We start from the raw sequence: 22,594 nt of genomic DNA, 5'->3' as shown, positions 1-22,594 counted from the left end.
TGCCATCCATGGCAAATGACCTCCTCTTCGGCCTGCCCCCGGCGACCCTCGCTATGAGCATCGGACACGTCAGGTTTGTACCCTGCGGCCTATTGGCCCCACACATCCTTGAGCACGCGCACCCAGTTCTCGCCCATGATCTTGCGTACCTGGGGCTCGCTGAAGCCGCGCCGGAGGAGTGCCTCGGTGAGGTTGGGGAACTCGCCGATGGTGCGGATGCCTTCGGGGTTGATGATCTTGCCGAAGCGGGTCAGGCGGCGGGCATAGCCCTTGTCGTGGGTGAGCCACTCAAAGAAGTCCTGGTCGTGGCCCTGGGTGAAGTCGGTGCCGATGCCGATGGCGTCCTCACCAACGATATTCATCACGTACTCGATCGCCTCGACGTAGTCGTCGACGGTGGCGTCGATGCCGGCGCGCAGGAAGGGGGTGAACATGGTCACGCCGACGAAGCCGCCGTGGTCGGCGATGAACTTGAGCTCGGCGTCGGACTTGTTGCGCGGGTGCGCCTTGAGCCCGGAGGGCAGACAGTGGGAGTAGCAGACCGGCTTGTCGGAAGCGAGGATCACCTCCTCGGAGGTCTTGGCGCCCACGTGGGAGAGATCGCACATGATGCCGACGCGATTCATCTCGGCGACGATCTCGCGACCGAAACCGGAAAGCCCGCCGTCGCGCTCATAGCAGCCGGTGCCCACCAGGTTCTGGGTGTTGTAGCACATCTGCACGATGCCCACGCCCAGCTGCTTGAAGACCTCCACGTAGCCGATCTGATCCTCGAAGGCATGGGCGTTCTGGAAGCCGTAGAGGATGCCGGTCTTGCCCTCCTCCTTGGCCCGGGTGATGTCGGCGGTGGTGCGCACGGGACGGACAAGGTCACTGCACTCGGCCATCAGCGCATTGGAGCGGACGATGTTGTCGACGGTGGCCTGGAATCCCTCCCAGACGGAAACCGTGCAGTTGGCCGCCGAGAGGCCGCCGCGCCGCATGTCCTCGAACAGCTCGCGGTTCCACTTGGCGATGATCAGGCCATCGATGACGATGGCGTCGTCGTGCAGCTCTCTTGGTGTCATGTTTACCGCTCCGGGGATGTGTTCGACTCGACGGCAGCATAGCGCCGGCCTACCCCGGCTCGGCGCCTGGAAGCGACGACGAGAATTCCAAAAACGTCATGACTGTCGCGCCTGCGACGCACGACGACACCCTGCCGGCCCGTGACGGGCCGGCAGGGCGATCGCTTCGGCAGGAGATATCGGTAAGACAGTAATCAGGAGCGCAGCAGGACGCTAGCGTAGGTCGGCTCGCCGCGCGCCTGATCGAGGGCCATGATGGCCGAGGAGACCGGCTCGGCCGGATAGGCTTCGAAGCTCAGCAGCTCCAGGTTGGCCCCCACCGATTCGCAGGGCGGCGGCACCGGCACCCTGACCGAGCTCGCGCCGAGCCGCTCGTCGCGGGGCGGCTGGCCGAAGAACTCCCGGTAGCACTTCGAGAAGTGCGGCGTGGAGACGAAGCCGCAGGCGGAGGCCACCTCGATGATCGAGATCGAGGTCTGCTTGAGCAGCTGGCGGGCGCGGGTCAGCCGCAGCTTGAGGTAGTAGCGCGACGGCGAGCAGAGCAGGTATTTCTGGAAGAGCCGCTCGAGCTGGCGACGCGACAAGCCGACATAGGCCGCCAGTTCCTCGAGCCCGATGGGCTCCTCGAGGTTGGCCTCCATCAGCGCGACGATCTCCAGCAGCTTTGGCTGTGTCGTGCCGAGGATATGCTTTAGCGGCACGCGCTGCTGGTCCTGCTCCCCGCGCACGCGGTCACAGATGAACATCTCGGAGATCCCCGCCGCGAGCTCGCGACCATGATCCCGCCCGATCAGGGTGAGCATCATGTCCAGGGGGGCGGTCCCCCCCGAGGCGGTAGCCCTCTCGCGGTCGATGGAGAACAGCCGGGTCGTCAGCAGGGTGCGGGGAAAGGACTCCTGCATGGCGGCCAGGCACTCCCAGTGGACGCTGGTCTCGTAGCCATCCAGCAGCCCCGCCTTGGCCAGCGCCCAGCTGCCGGTGCAGATCCCACCCAGCCGCCGCGACAGGCGTGCCTGGCCCTGTAGCCAAACGACGTGCTCGCGCTGCACCGCCCGCGCCGGCCCCACCCCGCCACAGACCACCACCATGTCCAGCGCCAGCGGCACCGTGATCGCCGCATCCGGCGTGACCTTGAGGCCATCGCTGGCGGAGATCGGCTCGCCGTCGAGGCTCAGGGTGAACCAGCGATAGAGCTCCCGACCGGCCAGCTGGTTGGCCATGCGCAGCGGCTCGATGGCCGAGGCCAGGGAGAAGAGGGTGAAGTTTTCCAGCAGCAGGAAGCCGATGGCCTGGGAAGCGGCCGGCTTGTTCGGTGCCTGGGAGGGGGGCGTCATGGCGAGCCTCCTGTACGGGGTCGTGCACGTGGTGTTGTTATGTCCGTATCCGGACGCCCGCCGATGTCTGGCTGTCGCGAACAGGCAAGTCCGTCCCGCAAGATACCGCAAGGCGTCGTGATCTGGCATGTCACCATTGCCTATCAGCCGGCGGGCCGCCAGTTGTTAACGACTATGGTGTCGTTTTCAGGGCGGCGGGGTGTCGCTCCCAGGCAAGGCGGGGCGCTCAGGCCGACACTACCTCCCTCTTGTCCGTAATGAGGCCGTGACCATCAGGAGGCTATCGGACGCTGCCGCTACCGCGGCGCCTCGCGGCGCATGGCCCGGGCCCAGGCAGCGGCAAAGTCGGCGGCCGGAAGCGGCCTGCCGTAATGGTACCCCTGGGCCTGCTCGCAGCCCATGCCGGCCAGGGCCTCGGCCTGCTCCGGGGACTCGACGCCCTCGGCGACCGTCTTCATCCCCAGGGTGCGGGCCATGGCGATGATGGTCTGGATGATGGCCCGGTCATGGCGGCTCTCGAGCATGTCCCGAACGAAGGAGATGTCGATCTTCAGGGCATCGGCCGAGAATCGGCGCAGGTAGGAGAGCGACGAGTAGCCGGTGCCGAAGTCGTCGATGGCAAGGGCATAGCCGGCCTCGCGCAGCGCCTGGGTGATGCCGACGGCCTGCTCGGGGTCTCGCATGAAGTCGCTCTCGGTGAGCTCCAGGCCGATGGCCGAGGCGGGGACGTCCCGGGTCAGGGTGGCGATATGCTCGGCCAGCTGCGGATCCGCGAACTGCTGGGCGGAGACGTTGAGGGAGAGCCGGCCGGGCAGGGCCATGCCCTCCCGCCGCCAGGCGGCCATCTGCCGGGAGGCCGCCTGCAGCACCCAGTCACCCAGCGGGCGGATCAGGCCACGCTCCTCCGCCAGGGGGATGAACTCCCCCGGGCTGACCCAGCCCCAGACCGGGTCGTGCCATCGGCACAGCGCCTCGGCGCCCACCAGTTCGCCGGTCCGGAGGTCGACCTGGGGCTGGAAGTGGAGCTCGAGGCGCTGGCCGCTGATCGCCGCGCTCAGCCGTTCCGTCATCTGCTGGCGGCGCTGCAGCGCCCAGGTCATCGATTCGTCGAAGGGGCAGGTCCCGTCATCCTGCTGCTTGGCGTGATAGAGCGCGATGCTGGCGGACTTGAACAACTCCCCGGGACTGACGGCATCCTGCGGGTAGCGGGCCGACCCGATGCTGACCTCGAGCACGAAGCTGCGATGCCCGAGCGCGATGGGCCTGCTCACGGCGTCTCGCAGTCGCCGGACGCTCTGCTCGAGGGCGGTGGCCTGCGCCTCGGGCACCAGCACCGCGAACTCGTCGCCGGAGAGCCGCGCCAGCACCTCGTTCGGCCCCATGGCCCGCGCCAGACGCCCGGCCGTGGTCGACAGCAGCTGGTCACCGATCTGATGGCCGTGGAGGTCATTGATCTCCTTGAAGCGGCGGATGTCGAGGAGCAGCAGCAGCAGGGGATGCTGGCCCTTCTCGGCCTCCTGCCTCAGGCGCATGAGCTCTTCCATGAAGCGTACCCGGTTGGGCAGGCCGGTGGTGCCGTCGGTATAGGCCAGCTGGTGCATGCGACGGTGGTCGCGTCGCCGCTCCAGCTCCGCCGCGGCCCCGGTGGAGAGGATGCGCAGCACCGAGGTGGCGAAGGCGTTGGCCTCCAGCGAACGGCGATACAGCACCATGATGACGCCGATCGGCTCGCCCTTGGCGTTGTCCAGGCGACGACCGATCCAGGCCCTGGCCACTTCGGCCCCACCCGGCAGCAGCGCGGTGCTGCCGCCCTCGACCATGGCCTCCCGCTCGTCGAGGACCTGCTCGCAGGGAGTGCCTGCCAGGGGGTAGGTGTAGTTCTCGAGCCGCTGTCCCGCCGAGACCACGCTGACCATGCTCATGGTCGCGGAGGCACGACCGCTCAAGGGATCGTCGTCCGGCCGGGAGGCGTCGAGCAGGGCGATGAAGCCGGCATCCGCCTCGAGGATCTCGACCAGGGTGCTGACCAGCTGATGGAAGTAGTCGTCGCCGATGCGGGTGGTGACGGTCGAGGCCACCTGCATCACCGCCTCCTGGACGCGCTGCGCCTCGTGCTGCTCGGTGATATCGGTGATGAAGCCTTCCAGGTGGAGAAGCTCTCCGCTGGCATCGAAGACCCCCTGGCCCTGCTCCCACATCCAGCGGGTACCGTCCCCGGCGTGGTGCAGGCGGTAGATCACGCGAAAGGGCGCTCGGCGTGAAACGGCGGCCTGGACCTCCTCGAACACTCGCTCACGGTCGGCGGGATGGATCAGCGCGGCATAGCTGGCGACCCGGTTGTCCTGCAGCTCCTCGGCGCGGTAGCCGGTCAGCGCCTGTGCCCCCTGGCTGACGATGCGCATGGTCCAGTCGCGATCATTCAGGCAGCGATACGCCATGCCGGGCAGGTGGTTGAGCAGGGTGTCGAGACGACGCTCGCTCTCCTGCACCGCCAGCTCGGCCCGGCTGCGGTCAAGTTCGGCGCCGGCCTGGACCGCGGCAATGCGCAGCACCTCCTTCTCCAGTCCAGCGGCCTGCATGGGCACGTTCTTGAGCACCGCGAGCAGGCCCAGGGACGCCCCGTCCGCAGCCAGGAGCGGCAGGCCGAGGTAGCTGACCGCGCCCAGCTGACTCAGGAGCCCGTCGTCGGGAAAGCGGGCCTGGACGTCATCCGCGTAGAGACAGACCTCCTCGCCGAGCACGGCCTCGCAGGGCGTGCCCGCCAGCGAATAGGCGATGTTCGGTCGAGGCCTGCCCTGCGACCAGACCGCCAGGGTGCGGACCATGGCATCCCCGGTGACCCGCGCCACCAGCACATGGTCGACCCCCAGGATGGCCGCGAGCCGCGCCACCAGAGTGTCGTAGAAGTCCGGCGCCCCGCTCCTGCCGAGGCCCTTCGCCAGCTGGCGAAAGGCCTCTTCAGCCTCCATCCGTGACTGCATTGCCGTGCTCCCTCATGGCCATCTCCGCATTGCTGCCCGACCCGTGATGCCGGCGCCATGTCGGAATTCGGCTCACAAGATGACAGGAATGGCAGGCAGGGTAAACGCGCGCTCCTCCTATAGGAGAGCCGTAAGAGAGGCCCGGCGGTGTGGGGTTGCACGGAGGCTAATCCTGCGTTCGGCGGATTCAGTCATCCATGCCTCCCTGTCATCACAGGAGGAGCTGTTTCAACGGCATCCAGACCCCCATGGCCACCATGATCAGGTTCTCGGTCAAGGACACGAACCCCAGGGGGACATTGCTGTTGCCCCGACACAGGCGCACTTCAGCTCGCGCTTGTCGATATACACGGCCTTGAAGACCGAGATGGCGCCAACCGTGCCGATGAACAGCGCCAAGGGGGCGGCGAGCATGACGGCGGGTCACCCCTGGAAGTCGATACTCCCCGACATGCCTGACTCGTAGTGACCGGGAATGTTGCAGGCGTACTCGAGGCGCTCCACGTTGTCGGGAGCGGTCCAGACAAGCTCGGCGGTATCACCGGGCGCGATGGTCACGGCAGGCATCTCGCCGCCATGCTCTCCCTCGGCCATGTCGTGGCCGCCGTGCCCCTCGTGGCCGTCACCGTGGCTGCCGCCCATCTCCTGCATCATCTCGCGATGTGCTTCCTGGGCCTTGGCATCGCCGATGATGAACTCGTGCTCGATATTGCCGATGTTGGTGATCTCGAAGCGAATGGTCTCGCCCGGCGCCACCTCGAGTCCCTCGGGATCGAACCACATGTCGCCCGCCTCGACGCGAATGGTGCGATCGATATCGGCATCGCTTGCCGCAGCGTGTGACGACTCATGCTCGCCGGCGGCGAAGGCCGCGGTGGTCACGAGCCCCAGGGCGAGGGCCAGTAGCGTCTTGCGCATGATGTTACCTCGTGTGTCGTATCAGGGAAGCGTTGGTTGTACCGCAACAACCTGAAATGAGACTGAGTTCGGCCAGAAGGGTTTCGCGCCATTGAAACACCTTGACCTTGGGGCGACCCATAGGTTGTAAGCTCAATGCGAACGCTAGCCCCACCTTCCCCAATCAGGGAAGGCGACTTCTCTACCATCCGCAAGATGAGGGGAAACACCATGGTCAAGTACAAGCAGGTAATCGCCATTGCGCTGGCCGCTGGCCTGGGCATCGCCGCCAGCGGCGCCGCGTCTGCCCAAGGCATGCATCAGGGCGGCCAGGGTTCCGGCGGCATGATGATGGGCGGCGGCCAGGGCGGCATGGGCCCCGGCATGATGGGCAATCAGGGCAGCATGGGGCCCGGCATGATGGGCAATCAGGGCAGCATGGGGCCCGGCATGATGGGCAATCAGGGCAGCATGGGGCCCGGCATGATGGGCGGCGGCCAGGGCGGTATGGGCCCCGGCATGATGATGGGGGGCCAAGGTGGCATGATGCCCTGCCCGATGATGTCCGGCATGGGCGGCATGTCCGGAATGCTCGACGAGGAGCAGTTGGGTTCCCTGCGCGAGATGCGCAAGGAGCACCGTTCCGCCCACTTCGAGCGCATGGCCGAGCTGATGAACCTGCGTGACGACATGCAGCTGCTGATGCAGGCAGAGCGCCCGGATCCGGAGGAGGTCCAGGCACTCCATGGTCAGATGGCCACCCTCCATGGCGAGATGATGGCGGACAAGGTACGCATGCGTAATCGAATGCAGGACCTGCTGACCGACGAGCAGCGCGAGCAGCTGAAACAGGGCTCTTCCTCCCGCAACAGCCCGCAGTGATACCCGGTGCCCGCCGCCTGGCGGGCATACCCCAGCCATCTCGCTCGATATTGCGCTGGGTCAATGTGGTTGATCGCATGACGGGCACAGAATGACGCCAGGATGACGAGGAACTCACCATGACCGAACAGGCCAGAGCGCTGCGCCGCACCCGAGGAGGACGCCTGCTGGCGTTGCTGCTCGTGCTGCTGCTGTCGGTGACCAGTCTGGCCGACCAGGCGGCCATGGAGAGCTGCGCCGCTGAGTGCAGCACGGCCGAGGTCGAGATGTTCGATCACGCCGACCCCGACTGCGCTGGCTGCGCGGCCATGGCGGCGACGCCACTCGTCATGCCTGCCACCCCGGATACAATGGCCGACACCGACGGCGCTGCCGCGGTCGAATTCATCGCCCCGCCACCCCGCGAACCTCCCAGATCCTGACGCTCACCCCGGTCACACGATGACGCCGGCACGCCGGCCATTAACCGACTGCGCTGCACCTTCGTCAGGAGTCTCACCATGATGAGCAACGAATGCTTCGCCCTCATGGGCTGGATCGGCTGGCTGATGCCGCTGGCCTTCATGCTACTGCTGGGCCTCGGCATCGCCGCCCTGGCCAAATATGTGTTCACGTCCCGTCGTTCCCAGGAGAATCGCTCATGAACCGCTTCGCCCCCACCCTGTTCCTCTCCGGCGCGCTGCTCGCCGGCGCCACCACCGCCCAGGCCGCCCTGCCGGCCGAGGCCATGCTCTACAAGAACCCCCAGTGCGGCTGCTGCGATGGCTATGCCGAACATCTCGAGGAGATGGGCATCGCGGTCACCGTCATCGACGACCGGGATCTCGGCCAGATCAAGGAGGCCGCGGGCCTGCCCTACGGGCTCGGCTCCTGCCACACCGTCGAGATGGGCGGGTACGTGATCGAGGGTCATGTGCCGCTGGCGGCGGTGGAGAAGCTGTTCGAGGAACGGCCGGCCATCGATGGCATCGGCCTCGCCGGCATGCCCATCGGCACACCCGGCATGCCCGGCCCCCAGCAGGCGCCCTACAAGGTCTACCAGTTCACCGACCGACAGGACGCTGCCTTCATGACGCTCTGAGGGCCCATCCCGATCATCCATCACGACTTCGCCCCGGCCAGTGCCGGGGCGATTCGCGCCTACCTACCGAGAACTCTCAGCTAGCGGTCGAAGACCACGGTGCGCCTGGCGTGCAGGAAGACGCGCCGCTCCACATGCAGGGCCACCGCTCGGGCCAGGGTGAGGCACTCGACGTCGCGCCCCTTGGCCACCAGGTCCTCGGGGTAGTCGGCGTGACTCACCGGCTCCACGCCCTGGGTGATGATCGGTCCCTCATCGAGGTCGTCGTTGATGTAATGAGCCGTGGCACCGACCAGCTTGACGCCCTTCTCGTAGGCCTGGTGATAGGGCTTCGCCCCCTTGAAGCCCGGCAGCAGCGAGTGGTGGATGTTGATCGCGCGGCCGCTGAGCTTCTCGCACATGTCGCTGGAAAGGACCTGCATGTAGCGGGCGAGTATCACCAGCTCGGCCCCGGACTCCTTGACCACCGACCACACCTGCGCCTCCTGCTCGGGCTTGGTCTCCGGCGTGATCGGGAGGTGGTGGTAGGGAAGGCCGTGCCACGTCGCCAGGTTCTCCAGGTCCGGGTGGTTGGAGACGATGGCACGGATCTCGATGGGCAACTGGCCGATGCGGTAGCGATAGAGCAGGTCGTTGAGGCAGTGGTCGGCCTTGGAGACCATGATCACCACCGGTATCCGCGTACCGGGGGCGGTCAGCTCGAAGGTCATCTCGAACTCGGCGGCGCGCGCGGCGAACTCGGCCTGGAAGGCCTCGGCATCGAAGCCCTCATCTTCCGGACGGAACTCGGTGCGGATGAAGAAGCGCCCGCTGAGCCGGTCGTCAAAGGAGTGCTGTTCGGTGATGTAGCAGCGGCTCTCCTTGAGGAAGCGGGTGACCACGTCCACGGTGCCCAGCCGGCTCGGGCACTGGGCCGCCAGGATCCAGCGATTGTTGTTGTCTTGCATCTCATCTCTCCCGAAAGGGGCCGACAGATGCCGGCCCTCTCCCTACTATCAAGCCACAGCTGTCACTCTTCCACGCCGATGGCGTACTCGGCGCCGGCATCCAGGATCCAGCGATAGAGGTAGTCGGCGAAGCTGCGGCGCAGCACCAGTTCCCAGCGCTCCTCCGTGGGGCGGCGCAGGATCAGGTTGGCCTTGGCGAACACCGTGGTCACGCCCTTGCCCACCGGGAAAGCCTCCGGGTGGACGTCGTAGGGCGTCGACTTCATCAAGAGCTCGCGGGCCTTGTCGCCCGTCAGCTCGATCAGGGTCTGGCCGCCGCTGGCGTTGACGATGGCGTAGTGGGCGTCGCCCAGGGCCTCGCGCAGCCGCTTCTCCAGGGCGAACTCCTCGCCGCCGGGGACGATCAGCAGCCACTCGTCGGGCGAGAGCCACTGAATCGAGCGCTCGCCACGCTCGTCCAGGGTCAGGGTGTTGGGTCGGCCCGGCAGACCGAACCCCAGCACCCCGCGCACCGCCTCGTCGAGGACGATGGCCCCGCCACGCAGGATCAGGTGGCCCGCCATGGCGCGCTCGCGCAGCACCACGCGGCTCTTCTGACTGACCGACGGGCGGCCACTATGGTGGTAGGACCAGGCCAGCGGGGACTCGGCCGGGACCTCGGAGTGGGGCCGGGCGTCATAGAGGTTGTACCAGGTCGCAGTGTGATCAGACATTCTGGCGCTCTCCCTTGGGATCAACAAAGATCGTGCCGACGATTTCCGCGGCGTGGGTCTTGCCGTCGGCCATGGGCAGGTAGACGGTCTCACCCATGCGCGACTGGCCGCCCTTGACCACGGCGAGGGCGAAGCCGCTGCCCAGCGTCGGGCTGTAGTAGCTGGAGGTCACGTGACCCACCATGGGCATGGGGATGGCGTGATCCGGATCGAAGACGATCTGGGCCCCCTCCTCCAGCACCACCTTGGGATCCTTGGGCCTGAGGCCCACCAGCTGCTTGCGGTCGGCGCGACGGGTGTCGGAGCGCGACAGGGCCCGCTTGCCCACCCAGGAGTTGGGCTTGTCGTAGCCGACGGCCCACTGCATACCCAGATCCTCTGGGGTCACCGAGCCGTCGGTGTCCTGGCCGGCGATGATGAAGCCCTTCTCCGCCCTCAGGACATGCATGGTCTCGGTGCCGTAGGGGGTCAGGCCGTACTTCTCGCCGTGCGCGAACAGGGTCTTCCAGACGTGCATGGCGTAGTTGGCCTGGACGTTGATCTCGTAGGCGAGCTCGCCGGTGAAGGAGATCCGGAACACCCGCGCCGGCACGTCCGCCACCTTGCCCTCGCGCCAGTCCATGAACGTGAAGGCGTCGCGGTCGAGGTCGATGTCGGTGATCTCGGCGAGCAGCTTGCGTGCCTCGGGCCCGGTCACCGTCATGGTCGCCCAGTGGTCGGTCACCGAAGTGAAGGTGACGTCCAGCTCCGGCCACTCGGTCTGGTGCCACAGTTCAAGCCACTCCATCACTCCGGCAGCGCCACCGGTGGTGGTGGTCATCAGGAAGTGGTTCTCGGCCAGGCAGCTGGTGGTGCCGTCGTCCATCAGCATGCCGTCGTCCTTGCACATCAGCCCGTAGCGGGCGCGGCCGGGCGCCAGCTTGGCCCACTTGTTGGTGTAGATGCGCCCCAGGAACTCGCGGGCGTCGGGGCCCTGGATGTCGATCTTGCCGAGGGTCGAGGCGTCGAGGATGCCGACCTTCTCGCGTACCGCCAGGCACTCGCGGGCGACGGCCTCGTCCAGGCTCTCCTGCTTGCCATTGACGGTTTTCGGGAAGTACCAGGGGCGCTTCCACTGGCCCACTTCCTCGAACTCGGCGCCGTTCTCGACATGCCACTGGTGCAGGGCGGTATAGCGCTCGGGATCGAACAGCTCGCGGCAGTGGCGGCCGACGATGGCGCCGAAGGTCACCGGGGTGTAGTTGGGCCGGAATACCGTGGTGCCCACCTCGGGGATCGACTTGCCCAGGCAGCGCGCGGCGATGGCCATGCCATTGATGTTGCCGAGCTTACCCTGGTCGGTACCGAAGCCCATGGCAGTGTAGCGCTTGACGTGCTCGATGGACTCGAACCCCTCGCGGGTCGCCAGCTCGATGGCCGCCGAGGTGACGTCGTTCTGAAGGTCGACGAACTGCTTCGGCGCGCGCAGGGTCGGCTTCTCGTGGGGCACCTGGTAGAGCGCGCAGCCACTGCCTTCGCGGATGGCATCGACCTGGGGCAGCGTGATGGCATCGGCCGACAGGCCCAGCGCGCTGAGCGCCTCGCACGCCTTGGCAACCCCGTCGGCCAGGCCCTTGGCCAGGTCATGCATGCCACGCGCACTGCCGGCGGCGTGCACGCCCTTCACCAGGCTGGGCACAAAGCCGAGGATCTCGTCGTTCCAGGTCGGCCGCGCGCCGGTGTGGGAGGCCAGGTGAATCACCGGGCTGTAGCCGCCGGAGCTGGCGATGGTGTCGCAGGCCAGGGTCTCGGCCTGGCCGGTGACCGTGAAGGCCTCGGCGTCGATCGTGGCGACGCGGGCGCCGCTCACGCGAGTGCTCCCCTTGGCCTCGAGCACGGCCGCGCCTTCGATGATGCGGATGCCGCGGGCACGGGCCTGTTCCACCAGGTCGCCGTCCGGCGCCAGGCGGGCGTCGACGATGGCCACCACCTCGCGGCCGGCCTCGTCCCAGTCCAGGGCGGCGCGGTAGGCGTGGTCGTTGCTGACGGAGAGCACCAGCTTCTCGCCCGGCACCACCCCAAAGCGGCGGATATAGGTGGAGACCGCCCCGGCGACCAGGTTGCCCGGCACGTCGTTACCGGCGTAGACCAGCGGCCGCTCGTGGGCGCCGGTGGCCAACACCACCTGGCCGGCACGCACGCGATGCATGCGCGACCGCGCGGGACGATAGCCGTTGACCGTCGGCGCGGTCTCGCCGAGGTGCTCGGTGCGCCGCTCGTGCAGGGTCACGAAGTGATGGTCGTGATAGCCATTGGCGGTGGTGCGGGCCAGCAGGGTGACGTTGTCGCGCCCGGCCAGCTCGGCGACCACCTGCTCGGCCCAGCGGGCGGCGGGCTGGTGGTCGAGCAGCTCGCGGCTGTCGAGCAGCGAGCCGCCCATCTCCTCCTGCTCGTCGCAGAGGATCACCCGGGCCCCGCCACGTGCCGCGGTCAGCGCCGCCGCCAGGCCCGCGGGGCCGGCGCCGATCACCAGCAGGTCGCAGTGCTGGTTGAGGTGGTCATAGCTGTCAGGGTCGCGCTCCATGGGGCTGCGGCCCAGGCCCGCGCCCTTGCGGATATACTTCTCGTAAGTCATCCACATGGAGGCCGGCGCCATGAAGGTCTTGTAGTAGAATCCCGGCGGCATGAAGCGACCGCCCAGCTTGCCGACCAGGCTCATGACATCGCGCTGGACGTTCGGCCAGCCGTTGGTGCTCTGTGCCGTGAGGCCCTCGAACAGCGCCTGCTGGGTGGCACGTACGTTGGGCACCTGGGCCGCCTCGGTGCTGCCCAGCTGGACCAGCGCATTGGGCTCCTCGGCGCCGGCGGCGACGATGCCGCGCGGCCGCGAGTACTTGAAGCTGCGGTTGACGATGTCCACCCCGTTGGCGAGCAGCGCCGAGGCCAGGATGTCGCCGGCATGGCCCTGATAGCGCTTGCCATTGAAGGTGAAGCTCAGGGTACGAGCGCGATCGATGCGTCCGCCCTCGCCAAGACGATTCGGCTGATTCGACGACTGGCTCATGCCTTGACTCCTTCCTGACGCTCGACCATGTCCGCCTCGTCGGCGACCTTCTCGGCAGCCACTGTCTCGGCGGGCTTGCCCTCGGGATGCTCGGCGGTGAAGCGCGGCCGCTCGCCCATCTTGTAGGTCTCGAGGATCTCGTAGCTCACGGTGTTGCGCGTGATGTTGAAGAACTTGCGGCAGCCCACGGCGTGCACCCACAGCTCATGGTGGATGCCGCGCGGGTTGTCGCGGAAGAAAAGGTAGTCGCCCCACTGCTCGTCGGAACAGGCCTCGGGGTCCGCGGGGCGGGCGATATGCGCCTGGCCCTTGGCATGGAACTCCTCTTCCTCGCGGTGCTCCTCGCAGTAGGGGCAGTAGATATGGAACATTTTTTTATTCCCCCTTATCGGGATAAGAACTCTGGGCTTCTGCGCCAGCGAGCCGCTTGAGGGCAAGGCGTCCGACGAAAGAGGCGACGCAGTGTACGGGGTAGGTACATGAGGACGCAGATGAGTCGGACAACGCAGCCATCGCGTGGCGCAGCTCGCAGAAGTTAGTGGGCGACCCCGGCCGCGCCGTGCTCATCGACCAACGCCCCGGAGTGGAAACGGTCGATGGAGAACGGCGCCGCGATCGGATGGGCCTGGTTCTTGGCCAGGGTCCAGGCGAAGACGTTTCCGGAGCCCGGCGTGGCCTTGAAGCCGCCGGTCCCCCAGCCACAGTTGAAAAAGAGCCCCTTGACCGGCGTGGCGGAGAGGATCGGGCAGGCGTCCGGACAGGTATCGACGATGCCGCCCCACTGCCGGTTCATGCGCACTCGCGAGAAGATCGGGAACATCTCGACGATGGCCTGCAGGGTGTGCTCCACGGTGGGGTAGCTGCCGCGCTGGCCGTAGCCGTTGTAGCCGTCGATGCCGGCGCCGATCACCAGGTCGCCCTTGTCGGTCTGGCTGATGTAGCCGTGCACGTGGTTGGACATCACCACGGTATCCAGCACCGGCTTGAGTGGCTCGGAGACCAGCGCCTGCAGCGGATGGGACTCCAGCGGCAGCCGGAAGCCGGCCATCTTCGCCAGCACCCCCGAGTTGCCCGCCGCCACGCAGCCCACGGTCTTCGCCTCGATGTCACCGCGGTTGGTATGCACCCCGTAGACCCGGCCGTCGCGGATCTTGAAGCCGGTGACCTCGGTGTTCTGCAGGATGTCCACGCCCAGCGCATCGGCGGCCCGGGCGAAGCCCCAGGCCACGGCGTCATGGCGCGCCACGCCGGCCCGCGGCTGCCAGGAGGCGCCGAGGATCGGATAGCGGGCGTTCTTCGAGCAGTCCATGATCGGCACGATCTCCTGCACGCCCTTGGCGTCCAGCACCTCGCCGTCGATGCCGTTCAGGCGGTTGGCGTTGACCCGGCGCTGGATATCTCGCATGTCCTGCAGGGTATGGCCCAGGTTGAGCACGCCGCGCTGGGAGAACATCACATTGTAGTTGAGATCCTGGGAGAGCCCCTCCCACAGCTTCATGGAGTGCTCGTAGAGCGCCGCCGCCTCGTCCCAGAGATAGTTGGAGCGCACGATGGTGGTGTTGCGGGCGGTGTTTCCGCCGCCCAGCCAGCCCTTCTCCACCACCGCCACGTTGGTGATGCCGTGCTCCTTGGCCAGGTAGTAGGCGGTGGCCAGGCCATGGCCGCCGCCGCCGACGATGATCACGTCGTACTGCTTCTTGGGCGTGGGGTTGCGCCACTGGCGCTCCCAGTTCTCATGATGGCTGAGCGCGTGTTTCGCCAGCCCGAAGCCTGAATAGCGTTGCATGACTCTCTCCTGAAACCGCTCCTGACTCGTTAAGGCGATCAGACCGCTGACGCGGCTGCAGCCTGGGCATGGGCCTGGCGACCCTCGGCGATAGCTTCGTCGTAGACCGGATGGCGCTCGCACAGCGCGGCGACCTTCTCGCGCACCTCGTCCTCGACCGCGCCGGTGCTGTGGCGCTCGGCCAGGACATCGAGGATGTCGCAGATCCAGCCGGCGAGCTCACTGCACTCGGCCTCGTCGAAGCCGCGGGAGGTTACCGCCGGGGTGCCGATGCGCAGGCCGGAGGTGACGAAGGGGCTCTGGGGGTCATTGGGCACGGCGTTCTTGTTGACGGTGATATGCGCACGGCCGAGTGCCGCGTCGGCATCCTTGCCGGTGACGCCCTGCTTGATCAGCGAGACCAGGAAGAGGTGGTCGTCGGTGCCGCCGGAGACGACGTCATAGCCGCGTTCGATGAACACGCCGGCCATGGCCCGGGCGTTGTCGATCACCCGCTGCTGGTACTGCACGAACTCCTGGCTCATGGCCTCCTTGAAGGCCACCGCCTTGGCGGCGATGACGTGCATCAGCGGGCCGCCCTGCTGGCCCGGGAAGACCGCGCCGTTGAGCTTCTTGTAGAGATCCGCGTCGCCGTGGGCAGAGAGGATCAGGCCGCCGCGCGGGCCGCGCAGGGTCTTGTGGGTGGTGGTAGTCACCACGTGGGCGTGGGGAATCGGGCTCGGGTAGTGGCCGGCGGCGATGAGACCCGCGACGTGGGCCATGTCGACCATGAACCAGGCACCCACCTCGTCGGCGATGGCACGGAAGCGCCGCCAGTCCACTACCCGGGCATAGGCCGAGAAGCCGGCGATAATCAGCTTGGGCTTGTGGCTCTTCGCCAGGCGCTCGACCTCCTCGTAGTCGATCTCGCCGGTCTCCGGGTTCAGGCCGTACTGCACCGCATGGTAGTGCTTGCCGGAGAAGTTGGGCGCGGCACCGTGGGTCAGGTGGCCGCCGTGGGCCAGGCTCATGCCCAGTACGGTGTCGCCGGGCTTGATCAGGGCCATGAAGGCCGCGGCGTTGGCCTGGGCCCCGGAGTGCGGCTGGACGTTGGCGTAATCGGCGCCGAACAGGTCGCAGGCGCGATCGATGGCCAGCTGCTCGACCACGTCGACGTGCTCGCAACCGCCGTAGTAGCGCTTGCCCGGGTAGCCCTCGGCGTACTTGTTGGTCAGCTGGGTGCCCTGGGCTTCCATCACGGCGCGGCTGGCGTAGTTCTCCGAAGCGATCAGCTCGACGTGGGCCTCCTGGCGGGCCACCTCATCGGCGATGGCGGCGGCGATCTGGGAATCGAAGGCGGCGAGACCTACCTGGTTCATGACTAACTCCTGTTGTTATCGATAGCGGGCAGGGTGTTCCTTGAATCTGTCGGCAACCTGCCAGCGGTAAAATTTGAAGTCCTTATGCGTGGATAACCGCCATGCAGCGCGTCCGGCGTACGCATCGATTAAAGACGACGGCTACGGGAAGGGATTGAACAGATGCGACAGGATTCATGAACGCCGGGGCACACTGACGGCCGCTCGACAAGCGGGAGGCGCCGGACCGAGGCGTCCTCACGGCAGGCGTGAGGGCACGCGATCAGTAGGGGATAACCGAGGGCTCAGGGTGTGGGGCGGCCGTCGATATGCAGGAAGAAGGGGTCGACCCGGTCGCTGCCGGGCTCGACGGCGCGCTTGCGCATCTCCGAGGGGGTCATGTCGAAGGCGCTGCGGAAGTGGCGTGAGAAGTGGGCCGTGTCGGCGAAACCGCAGCGCTCGCCGATCTCGGTGATGCTCTTGCCGGTGTAGTGCAGCAGCCACAGGCCGTAGCGCAGGCGCAGGTCACGGGCGAACTTCTGAGGCCCGACGCCGAGGATCTCGCGGAAGCGGCGCTCCAGGTGCCGGCGTGAGGTGCCCACCCGCTCGGCCAGCGCATCCATCGAGATGGCCTCGCCCAGGTGCTGCTCGAGCACGGCGATGGCCCGGCGCACCAGGCGATCCTCGATCTTGCCGAAGACCACCGGCTGCGGCTGAGGGTGCGTGCCGACGCGGGCCTCATCGAGCAGCATGATGTTGAGGCTCTTCATGGCCCAGGCCTTGCCCAGGTGTCGCTCGACCAGATAGGCGGCCAGATCCGCCGCCGCCGCCCCGCCTGCACAGGTAAGGCGGTCCCCGTCGTCGATGAACAGCCGATCGGCCACCGGCTCGATGGCGGGAAAACGCTGCATCATGTCGCGATGGTGGTACCAGCTGACGCAGCAGCGCCGCCCCTTCATCAACCCCGCCTGGATCAGGGCGAAGACGCCGGTGCACAGGCCCACCAGCGGCACACCGGCCTCGGCCGCCTGGCGCAGGTAGGCCAGGGCGGTGGAATCCTGGCGCTCCTTCTGAGCCTGCACGCCGCCGATCACCACGATGTAGTCGAACTCGCCGGGGTCGCGAAACGACAGGCAGGGCGAGATGGCGGCACCGCAGCTGGAGAGGGCCTCCTGCCCGGTGCTGGTCATGAAGGTCCAGTGGCAGCGCAGCTGACGGCTGCGATCCCCCTCGTCGGCGGCCAGGCGCAGGCAGTCGACGAAGGCGGCGAAGGGCAGCAGGGTGAAGCGGTGCAGCAGGACGAAGCCGACCGACAGGGGTTCTCCCTGGCGAAGGAGGCCCGTAGTGGCTCCAGGCGTCATGACAAGCAAATCTCCAATCCCGGACTCGATCCAAGGATCCAGCGTATCCCTCCACCCGCGCCAGCACCACATAAAGCAGAATCAGCCCCGCCATCCTTCGCCAATCTCCACCCCGCGACTCAAGGTGGCCACGCCCGCCGTATTTCGGGCATGGGAAGAGACATCTTCAGGTGGCAGCCTCACAAGGGGACTACCTTCACGACATCAATGACACCCCCACATACTCGAGTGCGCCAGACCACGACCCATGAGCCTGGCGAGTGCCAAACGCAAAAGCCGTCGAACCGCTGGGGCCATGAACGGCCATTGCCGGCGGAGCGACGAATAGTGAGAGAAAGGGGGAAGGGAGCGAAAGCAAGCTGTCGCGAGGCCTCAGGCCTCGGCAGCGACCCGCCGCTGGCGCCGCGCGCGCAGCACCATGCGGTAGCGCGAGCGGATCTCGTCGCGCTCCATGTAGCAGCCCTGCAGCCAGCGGTGGCCGCTTGCGCCCTCGAAGGCATCGCGGGCATGCAGCAGGCGGCGGTTATCGAAGATCACCAGGTCGCCGGGGCGATAGGTGAAGCGGATGGCGAATGCGGGCTCATGCAGCATGCGCTGCAGGGTCATCAGCGCCTCATAGGCCGGCTCCACCTCCGCGAAGGGCGCCTGCAGCGGGCCGCGCAGGAAGTCGGCGATGCGCACCTCGAGCAGCTCGCCGCGCGCGTCGAGGCGGATCATCGGCGCGTACCAGACGTAGTCGGTGGTCCTGGCGGTATTGGCGTAGCACCAGCGCACCCGAGTCAGGGTGGCGAAGGCTTCCGGGGCGCGTTCGCGCAGCGCCTCGGCCACGGCGAAGCCGTCGAGCATCACCGCCTCGCCGCCTTCCACGCTGTTCTTCAGGCAGTGCAGCATCTGCAGCCCCGGCTGGTACTCCCGGGTCGGCAGGTCGACGTGGGGCGGCAGCGCGATGGCGGTATAGGCATTGGAGTCAGGATCGGGCTTGGCCTTGACGTCGAACAGCAGCCCGAAGTTGGTGGGCCGCAGCGGGCCGATGCGCCGGGCGATGGCCTCCAGCGAGCCGGGCTCGGTGGGCAGGCCGCGCAGGCGCACCAGCCCCCTGCCCAGCACGCTTTCCAGGGCCGGGGCAAGGATCGCCTCCTCGGCCTCGTCACCCGCTTCGGTGTCGAGCAGGCCGGCGGCATCGAGGCTCTCCGGGCCTTCCCCGGGGCCGCCCTGCCAGGTCGTCACCGTCACCAGCGGTGCCTCGGGATCGCCGGCATTGTCGTAGTCGTGGGCGTGCAGCCAGCCGGGGTGGAAGCGCAGTCGGCGCTCCTCGGGCACGAACTCCACGCACAGCGCGCCGGCGGCATCGATCTCGGCTGCGGCGATCTCGGGCCAGGCCGGCAGGGTGGAGAGATCCAGGATGCGCTCGCGTGTCGCCGGGTTGACGGTGGTGTCGTCGGCGGCGTTCTCGCGCAGCCAGACGCCGTGGTAGCGACTCTGGCGTCCGTCGCTCCAGCGCACCGTCACCAGGCGCTGTGTGAAGGAGACGGCCTCGAGATCGGCCTCGATGGGCCAGGCATCGTAGTCGGGGGTCAGGGGTAGCGAGGTCATGGCAGGGTGGGGCTCCCGATGGCGTTGGTGGTGACCTACAGGGTGCCCGTCAACGCGGGACCTCATGCGACGCGATTCGACAGGAACTGTGCCCAATTCGACAGTCAGCCCGGCCTGTGGCGCCGCCGAAGCTGGCTGGGCGTCAGGCCATGGTGGCGGCGGAAGGCGCGGGTGAAGCTGGAGGCCGAGGCGAAGCCGCAGGCCAGGGCGATCTGGGTGACCGGGTGCCGCGTCTCCAGCAGCAGCCGGTGGGCATGGGCCAGGCGGCGCTCCACGTAGAACCGCTGAGGCGGGCAGGCCAGGTAGCGCTCGAAGAGGCGCTCCAGGCCGCGCCAGCCGAGTCCCAGTTCACCGGCCAGTGCCTGGATGCTCAGCGGCGCCTCCAGATGCGCCTCCATCAGGGCGATGGCGCGGTTGAGCAGGGGATCGACGCCCTGTCCCGGGCTGCCACGCTGGCGGCTGGCCGGTTGGCGCCCCTGATCGTGGACCAGCTGCTCCCGGACCCGGTCGGCCAGGGGCTCGCCGTGGCGGCGACGGATCAGGTCCAGGCTCATGTCGATGGCCGCGCTGCCACCGGCGCAGGAGAAGCCCTCGGCGGTGATCTCATAGATCGACTCCACGGCGTCGACCCGGGGAAAGCGGGTGCGGAACTCGGGCAGGCACTCCCAGTGCAGGGTCACCGTCTGGTCATCGAGGAGCCCGGCGGCGGCCAGCGCATAGCAGCCGGTATCCATGCCACCTAGCACGCAGCCGGCCACGGCACGCTCGCGCAGCCAGGCGGTCAGCTCGTCATCGATGCCGTGCTCGGGCTCGAAGCTGGCGCAGACCGCCAGGCTGGGCGTTATCGGCGCCTCGGCCAGGCCGCAGGTCGCCGCCAGGGTCATGCCGTTGGAGGCCACCACCGGCTCGCCGTCGCGGCTGATCAGCGCCCACTCGAACAGCGCCCGGCCGCCGATGCGGTTGGCGATGCGCAGCGGCTCGATGGCCGAGAAGACGGCCACCATGGCGAAGCGCGGCAGCAGCAGGAAGCCGATGCGCTCAGGGACGGTGTCGGGCGGCTGGAGTCTCATGGTCTGGGAGAGGATACACCAGGCCCGCCCGGGACGGGGCCTGGCGTTCGGCGACCGGGGTCAGCGGCGAATGCCGATGGTGCGTCCGGCCAGTTCCGGCCAGGCGTCTTGCGTGGCATGGGGCAGCGCGGCGATGGCCGCCTCGGCGGGCGCGGGAAAGGGCGCCGGGCGCCCCGCCTCGCTGTCGATCCCCATCAGCATCTGCTCGCTGGTGGCCAGCAGGGTGTCCGCCTCGTCACGCAGTTCGAAGAAGACATGCAACCGCTTGGCGTCGCGATCCAGCAGGGTCAGGCTGACGCGCAGCGGCTGCCCCTCATGGGCCTCGCGCCGGTAGCAGAGGTGCGTCTCGAGGGTGTAGAGGGTGTAGCCATGGCGCGCCCGACCGGCCTCGTCGAGGCCGATGGCGTCCATCAGCGCCTCCACGCCCAGCGAGAACACCCGCGCGTACTCGGCGTCGTTCATGTGGCCGTTGTAGTCGACCCACTCGGGGGCGACGCGGGTCTCCAGTATCACCATCAGATGCGTCCCTCCAGGCCCTCGGCCTCCGGCCAGTACTTCTGCACCAGGTCGAGCAGTTCCACCAGGAAGTCGTCGCGGCGGCGGTCCAGCTCGGCCACCGGGCGCCCGGCGGCCTGATGCTCGCAGCCCTCGACCACGCGGTCGATCAGCCCATCGGTGAGTTCGGGGGCCTCGAGCTTGGTCCAGGGCAGCTTCAGTGCCGGGCCGAACTGCTCGAGCATATGCCGCATGCCCTGCTCGCCGCCGGCCAGGTGGAAGGTCAGGAAGGTGCCCATCAGCGACCAGCGCAGGCCGCAGCCATAGACCACGGCGGCATCGATCTCCTCGGTGGTGGCCACGCCGTCGTTGACCAGGTGCAGCGCCTCACGCCACAGCGCCTCCATCAGGCGATCGGCGATATGGCCCTCGATCTCGCGGCGTACCACCAGCGGGCGCATCTCGAGTGATTGATAGAGCCCACGGGCGCGCTCGACCTGCGCGGGGTCGGTGGCCTCGCCGCCGACGAGCTCGACCAGCGGCAGCAGGTAGACCGGGTTGAAGGGGTGGGCGACGATCACCCGTCCCGGCGCCCGGCGGCACTCCTGCTGAAGGTCCGTGGGCTTGAAGCCCGAGGTGGAGGAGCCGATCACCACCTCCGGCGCCGCCGCGGCGTCGATGGCGGCGAGGATCTCGCGCTTGAGTTCCAGGCGCTCGGGGACGTTCTCCTGGATCAGGTCGGCGCCCTCGACGGCGGCCTCGAGGCTATTCGCGAAGCGCAGCCGCGCTGGGCTGGCGCCCTCGGCCAGGCCCGGGCGCGCAAGCGATTCCCAGGCATTGTCGACGAAGGCGCGGGTACGCGCCGGGGCCTCGGGGTCGGGGTCGAAGGCCACCACGTCCCAGCCGCGTGCCAAGGCGCGGGCGATCCAGCCGTTGCCGATCACCCCGGTACCGATCACGGAGAGTTGACGGCTCATGCCTGACCTCCCGCGGCCTGTTCAACGGTCTTGCCCGTGCCCGGGTCGCGCAGCTTCAGGTGGGCGCGGGTCTCGGCCGGCGTCATGACGCGGCCACCGAGGCTCTCGATGATGTCCCCGGCCTTCTCCACCAGCTGAGCGTTGGTGGCCAGCACCCCCCTCTTCAGGTAGAGGTTATCCTCCAGGCCGACCCGGGCGTGGCCACCGAGCAGCATCGCCTGGGCGACCATGGGCATCTGCTGACGGCCGATGCCGAAGGCCGCCCAGTTGGCGTTCGCCGGCAGTTTGTTGCGCATCGCCAGCATGGACTCGGGGTCGGCCTCGGCGCCCCAGGGAATGCCCAGGCAGAGCTGGTAGAGGGGGGCGCCGTCGATCAGGCCCTCCTGCTGCAGCTGGCGGGCGAACCACACATGGCCCAGGTCGAAGCACTCCAGCTCCGGCTTGACGCCGGCGGCCTGCACCAGCCGGGCGTGCTCGCGCAGCCAGTCGGCGGGATTCACGTAGACCATGTCGCCGAAGTTGAGGCTGCCGCAGTCCAGGGTGCAAAGCTCCGGGAGCAGCGCAGCCACCGGCGCATGGCGCTGGGACGGGGTCTGGATGTCGGTGCCCGGGCCACCGCGGGTGGGGTCCTCGGCGTCGGGAATCCAGTCGCCGCCGCCGCCGGCGGTGATGTTAATGACGATGTCGACGTCCGCCTCGCGGACCCGCGCCATCACCTCACGGAAGCGATCGACGGAGTGGCTGATGGCGCCGGTCTCGGGGTCGCGCACGTGGATATGCGCCACGCTCGCGCCGGCGCGGGCGGCCTCGATGCAGTCGTCGGCGATCTGCTTCGGCGTGATCGGCACATTGGGGTTCTTGCCGGCGGTATCGCCGGCGCCGGTGACGGCGCAGGTCAGGATGACGTTGCGGTTCACGTTCGGCCTCCTGTGGCTCAACGAGGATGTGCCTACAGTGTGGGGTCATCCCGGCCTGGCATTTTGATCCAGCACGACAAAAAATCCACATTTAGCGACATACTTGCCGCGAT

General features: G+C 67.8%; 21 protein-coding genes. 4 read left to right on the top strand and 17 right to left on the bottom strand.

Features of this window, described 5'->3' with window-relative positions:
- Positions 1-89: 89 nt before the first annotated feature.
- The 5 genes from M8009_RS14950 to M8009_RS14930 all read right to left on the bottom strand — a co-directional run bounded on the left by M8009_RS14950 (position 90) and on the right by M8009_RS14930 (position 6,300).
- Complete coding sequence (locus M8009_RS14950) at positions 90-1,067, bottom strand: dipeptidase (RefSeq protein ID WP_250062596.1); 978 nt, start codon at positions 1,065-1,067, stop codon at positions 90-92.
- Between the two features lie 194 nt (positions 1,068-1,261).
- On the bottom strand, positions 1,262-2,401 hold the full coding sequence (gbdR, locus tag M8009_RS14945) for a choline metabolism transcriptional regulator GbdR (protein WP_250062594.1): 1,140 nt from the start codon (positions 2,399-2,401) through the stop codon (positions 1,262-1,264).
- Positions 2,402-2,697: 296 nt separating this feature from the next.
- Entirely contained in the window at positions 2,698-5,382 is a 2,685-nt protein-coding gene (locus tag M8009_RS14940) for a bifunctional diguanylate cyclase/phosphodiesterase (RefSeq protein WP_250062592.1), read from the bottom strand.
- A gap of 273 nt (positions 5,383-5,655) precedes the next feature.
- A complete protein-coding gene (locus M8009_RS14935) occupies positions 5,656-5,796 on the bottom strand; it encodes a hypothetical protein (protein WP_430886918.1) in 141 nt (46 codons plus the stop codon).
- 9 nt (positions 5,797-5,805) lie between these two features.
- On the bottom strand, positions 5,806-6,300 hold the full coding sequence (locus M8009_RS14930) for a cupredoxin domain-containing protein (RefSeq protein ID WP_250062590.1): 495 nt from the start codon (positions 6,298-6,300) through the stop codon (positions 5,806-5,808).
- A 210-nt stretch (positions 6,301-6,510) separates the two neighbouring features.
- On the opposite strand from M8009_RS14930, the gene M8009_RS14925 reads away from it, so the two are divergent.
- The 4 genes from M8009_RS14925 (at position 6,511) to M8009_RS14910 (ending at position 8,242) form a co-directional block, all read left to right on the top strand.
- Positions 6,511-7,161: a Spy/CpxP family protein refolding chaperone gene (locus tag M8009_RS14925; protein ID WP_250062588.1), complete on the top strand. Its 651-nt coding sequence runs from the start codon at positions 6,511-6,513 to the stop codon at positions 7,159-7,161.
- Between the two features lie 119 nt (positions 7,162-7,280).
- Positions 7,281-7,583, top strand: coding sequence for a hypothetical protein (locus tag M8009_RS14920; RefSeq protein WP_250062586.1), 303 nt, complete (start codon positions 7,281-7,283; stop codon positions 7,581-7,583).
- A 78-nt stretch (positions 7,584-7,661) separates the two neighbouring features.
- Positions 7,662-7,805: a hypothetical protein gene (locus M8009_RS14915; protein WP_250062584.1), complete on the top strand. Its 144-nt coding sequence runs from the start codon at positions 7,662-7,664 to the stop codon at positions 7,803-7,805.
- Positions 7,802-8,242 carry a DUF411 domain-containing protein gene (locus M8009_RS14910; RefSeq protein ID WP_250062582.1) on the top strand — a complete coding sequence of 147 codons (441 nt, stop codon included), beginning with the start codon at positions 7,802-7,804 and terminating at the stop codon, positions 8,240-8,242. The genes M8009_RS14915 and M8009_RS14910 overlap by 4 nt, the downstream gene beginning before the upstream one ends.
- Positions 8,243-8,322: 80 nt before the next feature.
- Here the strand turns inward: M8009_RS14910 and purU are convergent, their stop codons facing one another.
- The 12 genes from purU to M8009_RS14850 form a co-directional block, all read right to left on the bottom strand.
- Positions 8,323-9,189, bottom strand: a complete 867-nt coding sequence (purU, locus tag M8009_RS14905) for a formyltetrahydrofolate deformylase (RefSeq protein ID WP_250062580.1) — start codon at positions 9,187-9,189, stop codon at positions 8,323-8,325.
- A 62-nt stretch (positions 9,190-9,251) separates the two neighbouring features.
- Positions 9,252-9,902: a sarcosine oxidase subunit gamma gene (locus tag M8009_RS14900; RefSeq protein ID WP_250062578.1), complete on the bottom strand. Its 651-nt coding sequence runs from the start codon at positions 9,900-9,902 to the stop codon at positions 9,252-9,254.
- Positions 9,895-12,945: a sarcosine oxidase subunit alpha family protein gene (locus tag M8009_RS14895; protein WP_250062577.1), complete on the bottom strand. Its 3,051-nt coding sequence runs from the start codon at positions 12,943-12,945 to the stop codon at positions 9,895-9,897. The genes M8009_RS14900 and M8009_RS14895 overlap by 8 nt, the downstream gene beginning before the upstream one ends.
- Positions 12,942-13,316 (bottom strand): sarcosine oxidase subunit delta, encoded by a 375-nt coding sequence (locus tag M8009_RS14890; RefSeq protein ID WP_250062575.1) that lies wholly within the window; start codon positions 13,314-13,316, stop codon positions 12,942-12,944. The genes M8009_RS14895 and M8009_RS14890 overlap by 4 nt, the downstream gene beginning before the upstream one ends.
- 164 nt (positions 13,317-13,480) lie before the next feature.
- On the bottom strand, positions 13,481-14,731 hold the full coding sequence (locus tag M8009_RS14885; RefSeq protein WP_250062573.1) for a sarcosine oxidase subunit beta family protein: 1,251 nt from the start codon (positions 14,729-14,731) through the stop codon (positions 13,481-13,483).
- A gap of 38 nt (positions 14,732-14,769) precedes the next feature.
- Complete coding sequence (glyA, locus tag M8009_RS14880; protein WP_250062571.1) at positions 14,770-16,089, bottom strand: serine hydroxymethyltransferase; 1,320 nt, start codon at positions 16,087-16,089, stop codon at positions 14,770-14,772.
- Between the two features lie 284 nt (positions 16,090-16,373).
- Positions 16,374-17,429: a GlxA family transcriptional regulator gene (locus M8009_RS14875; RefSeq protein WP_250062569.1), complete on the bottom strand. Its 1,056-nt coding sequence runs from the start codon at positions 17,427-17,429 to the stop codon at positions 16,374-16,376.
- Positions 17,430-17,801: 372 nt separating this feature from the next.
- Entirely contained in the window at positions 17,802-19,022 is a 1,221-nt protein-coding gene (locus tag M8009_RS14870; protein ID WP_250062567.1) for a TauD/TfdA family dioxygenase, read from the bottom strand.
- Positions 19,023-19,126: 104 nt separating this feature from the next.
- Positions 19,127-20,092: a GlxA family transcriptional regulator gene (locus tag M8009_RS14865; protein ID WP_250062565.1), complete on the bottom strand. Its 966-nt coding sequence runs from the start codon at positions 20,090-20,092 to the stop codon at positions 19,127-19,129.
- A 60-nt stretch (positions 20,093-20,152) separates the two neighbouring features.
- The gene (locus M8009_RS14860; protein ID WP_250062563.1) at positions 20,153-20,608 is read right to left on the bottom strand and encodes a thioesterase family protein; all 456 of its coding nucleotides are present in this window, start codon (positions 20,606-20,608) and stop codon (positions 20,153-20,155) included.
- On the bottom strand, positions 20,608-21,564 hold the full coding sequence (locus M8009_RS14855; protein WP_250062561.1) for an L-carnitine dehydrogenase: 957 nt from the start codon (positions 21,562-21,564) through the stop codon (positions 20,608-20,610). Before M8009_RS14855 ends, M8009_RS14860 begins: the two co-directional genes overlap by 1 nt.
- Positions 21,561-22,481: a beta-keto acid cleavage family enzyme gene (locus M8009_RS14850; RefSeq protein WP_250062559.1), complete on the bottom strand. Its 921-nt coding sequence runs from the start codon at positions 22,479-22,481 to the stop codon at positions 21,561-21,563. Before M8009_RS14850 ends, M8009_RS14855 begins: the two co-directional genes overlap by 4 nt.
- Between the last annotated feature and the right edge of the window lie 113 nt (positions 22,482-22,594).

Source organism: Halomonas gemina (genome assembly GCF_023554995.1).
GTDB classification, from domain to species: domain Bacteria; phylum Pseudomonadota; class Gammaproteobacteria; order Pseudomonadales; family Halomonadaceae; genus Halomonas; species Halomonas gemina.
This window is presented reverse-complemented; position numbering and strand designations above follow the sequence as displayed.

What these genes read in the sequence shown, in the direction of transcription:
- M8009_RS14950 (WP_250062596.1), bottom strand. Translation starts at nt 1,067, where the DNA reads ATGACACCAAGAGAGCTGCACGACGACGCCATCGTCATCGATGGCCTG.
- gbdR (WP_250062594.1), bottom strand. Translation starts at nt 2,401, where the DNA reads ATGACGCCCCCCTCCCAGGCACCGAACAAGCCGGCCGCTTCCCAGGCC.
- M8009_RS14940 (WP_250062592.1), bottom strand. Translation starts at nt 5,382, where the DNA reads ATGCAGTCACGGATGGAGGCTGAAGAGGCCTTTCGCCAGCTGGCGAAG.
- M8009_RS14935 (WP_430886918.1), bottom strand. Translation starts at nt 5,796, where the DNA reads ATGCTCGCCGCCCCCTTGGCGCTGTTCATCGGCACGGTTGGCGCCATC.
- M8009_RS14930 (WP_250062590.1), bottom strand. Translation starts at nt 6,300, where the DNA reads ATGCGCAAGACGCTACTGGCCCTCGCCCTGGGGCTCGTGACCACCGCG.
- M8009_RS14925 (WP_250062588.1), top strand. Translation starts at nt 6,511, where the DNA reads ATGGTCAAGTACAAGCAGGTAATCGCCATTGCGCTGGCCGCTGGCCTG.
- M8009_RS14920 (WP_250062586.1), top strand. Translation starts at nt 7,281, where the DNA reads ATGACCGAACAGGCCAGAGCGCTGCGCCGCACCCGAGGAGGACGCCTG.
- M8009_RS14915 (WP_250062584.1), top strand. Translation starts at nt 7,662, where the DNA reads ATGATGAGCAACGAATGCTTCGCCCTCATGGGCTGGATCGGCTGGCTG.
- M8009_RS14910 (WP_250062582.1), top strand. Translation starts at nt 7,802, where the DNA reads ATGAACCGCTTCGCCCCCACCCTGTTCCTCTCCGGCGCGCTGCTCGCC.
- purU (WP_250062580.1), bottom strand. Translation starts at nt 9,189, where the DNA reads ATGCAAGACAACAACAATCGCTGGATCCTGGCGGCCCAGTGCCCGAGC.
- M8009_RS14900 (WP_250062578.1), bottom strand. Translation starts at nt 9,902, where the DNA reads ATGTCTGATCACACTGCGACCTGGTACAACCTCTATGACGCCCGGCCC.
- M8009_RS14895 (WP_250062577.1), bottom strand. Translation starts at nt 12,945, where the DNA reads ATGAGCCAGTCGTCGAATCAGCCGAATCGTCTTGGCGAGGGCGGACGC.
- M8009_RS14890 (WP_250062575.1), bottom strand. Translation starts at nt 13,316, where the DNA reads ATGTTCCATATCTACTGCCCCTACTGCGAGGAGCACCGCGAGGAAGAG.
- M8009_RS14885 (WP_250062573.1), bottom strand. Translation starts at nt 14,731, where the DNA reads ATGCAACGCTATTCAGGCTTCGGGCTGGCGAAACACGCGCTCAGCCAT.
- glyA (WP_250062571.1), bottom strand. Translation starts at nt 16,089, where the DNA reads ATGAACCAGGTAGGTCTCGCCGCCTTCGATTCCCAGATCGCCGCCGCC.
- M8009_RS14875 (WP_250062569.1), bottom strand. Translation starts at nt 17,429, where the DNA reads ATGACGCCTGGAGCCACTACGGGCCTCCTTCGCCAGGGAGAACCCCTG.
- M8009_RS14870 (WP_250062567.1), bottom strand. Translation starts at nt 19,022, where the DNA reads ATGACCTCGCTACCCCTGACCCCCGACTACGATGCCTGGCCCATCGAG.
- M8009_RS14865 (WP_250062565.1), bottom strand. Translation starts at nt 20,092, where the DNA reads ATGAGACTCCAGCCGCCCGACACCGTCCCTGAGCGCATCGGCTTCCTG.
- M8009_RS14860 (WP_250062563.1), bottom strand. Translation starts at nt 20,608, where the DNA reads ATGGTGATACTGGAGACCCGCGTCGCCCCCGAGTGGGTCGACTACAAC.
- M8009_RS14855 (WP_250062561.1), bottom strand. Translation starts at nt 21,564, where the DNA reads ATGAGCCGTCAACTCTCCGTGATCGGTACCGGGGTGATCGGCAACGGC.